This is a genomic window from Streptomyces longwoodensis (assembly GCF_001514125.1).
Lineage (GTDB): Bacteria > Actinomycetota > Actinomycetes > Streptomycetales > Streptomycetaceae > Streptomyces > Streptomyces longwoodensis.
The window spans coordinates 1-2,315 of sequence record NZ_KQ948573.1 but is presented as its reverse complement, the minus strand read 5'-3'; the positions used below and the strand labels follow the sequence as shown (position 1 = coordinate 2,315).

Sequence of the window (2,315 nt, the reverse complement as noted above, 5' to 3'; positions counted from 1 at the left end):
ACCCTCCTCAAACACCCCGACATCACCCAAGCCGCCCTCACCCCCACCACCAGCCCCACCGGCGAACCCTGCCTCGCCGCCTACCTCACCACCCCACCCGGAACCGACCTCGACGCCTCCGACGTCAAGCGGTGGCTGCGCGAGCGGATGCCCGACCACATGGTGCCGGCCGCGGTCATGGTCCTGGACCGGATCCCGTTCACGCCGAACGGCAAGCTCGACGTGCGGGCGCTCCCCGCACCGACGTTCGCGGTGAAGGAGCTGGGCCGTCCGCCTCGGACGCCCGAGGAGATCACGCTGTGCGAGCTGTTCGGGGAGGTGCTCAACACCGGCCGGCCCGTCACCCTCGACGACGACTTCTTCGACCTCGGCGGCCACTCCCTCCTCGCCGCCCGCCTCACCCACCGCGCCAACCACACCCTCGGCACCCACCTCACCATCCGCGACGTCTTCCAGGCACCCACCGTCGCCGACCTCACCACCCGCCTCACCGGTCAGGAGGGCGGGGCGCGGCCCGGGCCGGCCTTCGCCGCCGGGTCCGGCCGGCCCGCACGGGTCCCGCTGTCGGAGGCGCAGCGACGGCTGTGGCTCCAGGCGTCGGTGGACGGTCCGGGGACCGCGTACAACGTGCCGCTGTTCGTGCGGCTGGACGGCGCCGTGGACCAGGACGCGCTGCGTGCCGCCGTCCGCGACGTGGTGCGGCGCCACGAGGTGCTGCGCACGGTGATCGCCCAGGAGGAGGGGGACGCGGAGCCCTGGCAGCGGGTCCTGGACGCCGACGGACCGGACGCGCTCGCGTTCGAGGTGGCGGCCTCGTCGGAGGAGCGGATCGAGGAGGACCTGCGGGCCGCCGCGGCCCACGTCTTCGAGCTGACCCGCCGGCCGCCGCTGCGGGTGACGCTGTTCGAACTGGCCGCCGGGGAGCGGTACGTGCTGTCGCTGGTCCTGCACCACATCGCGACCGACGGGCAGTCCGTACGGCCCCTCTTCGACGACCTCACCGAGGCCTACCGGGCGCGCCGCGCGGGTGGGACCCCGGGGTGGCGTCCGCTGCCGGCGCAGTACGCGGACTGGGCGCACTGGCAGCGGCACACCCTGGCGGAGTCGGGCGCGCTGGAGGACGACCTGACCTACTGGAAGGACACGCTGGCCGACCTGCCGGAGGAGCTGGGGCTCCAGCTCGACCGGCCACGCCCGGCCCGGGCGGGCCACCTCGGCGGTGCGGTGCCGGTGGAGTTCGGGCGTGACGTGATGGACGGCGTGCGGGAGTTGGCGCGCCGGGAACGGTGCACGCCCTTCATGGTGCTGCACGCGGCGCTGGTCGCGACGCTCACCCGGATGGGTGCGGGCACGGACCTGCCGATCGGCTCGCCGGTGGCCGGCCGCTCGGCGGAGGAACTGCGCGGCCTGGTCGGCTTCTTCGTGAACACGCTCGTCCTGCGCGTCGACGCGTCGGGCGACCCGTCGTTCCGGGAACTGCTCGGCCGGGTACGCGGCGCGGACCTGGACGCCTTCGCCCACCAGGACGCCCCGTTCGACCGGGTGCTGGAAGCGGTCAACCCGGTGCGGTCGCTCTCGCGTCATCCGCTGTTCCAGGTGTGCCTGGCGTTGGAGGACGGCACGGACTGCGCCGTCGAACTGCCGGGCACCGCACGGACGTACGCGCGGGTGGTGGACACCCCGACCGCCAAGTACGACTGGGAGTTCCTGCTGCGGGACGACCCGGTGGCCGGTCTGGCCGGTGCGGTCCTGTACAGCGCGGAGATCTTCGAGCCGGCGACGGCACAGCGGATGGTCCGGGCGTTCCGGACGGTCCTGGAGCGCGTACTCGCCGAGCCGGACGGGGCGTTGAGCGCGGTGGACGTGCTCGACGCGGAGGAGCGGGCGCTGGTGGTGGAGCGGTGGAACGACACCGCGGCCCCGCCCGAACACCGTTCCGTGCCCGCCGTGTTCGCCGCCCAGGTGACCCGCACACCCGACGCCACCGCCATCATCGACGGCGACCAACACCTCACCTACCAAGACCTCGACACCCGCGCCAACCAACTCGCCCACCACCTACAAGCCACCGGCACCCGCCGCGGAGACATCATCGGCGTCCTCCTCGAACGCGGCACCCACCTCGCCACCGCCCTCCTCGCCACCCTCAAGACCGGCGCCGCCTACGCCGTCCTCGACCCCGACTTCCCCGACGAACGCCTCACGTCCACCACCACAGACGCCCACATCACCACCGTCATCACCACCACCCAGCACCACCACCGACTCCCCGACCACCTCACCGCCCACACCCTCGACACCCTCAACCTCACCCG

The 2,315-nt window shown here is 73.3% G+C and carries 1 protein-coding gene; it reads left to right on the top strand.

The genetic code is table 11. From position 1 onward, the window contains the following. Positions 1-2,315: condensation domain-containing protein (locus AQJ30_RS36320; protein WP_159052428.1), on the top strand; the 2,315-nt coding region annotated here is incomplete at both ends.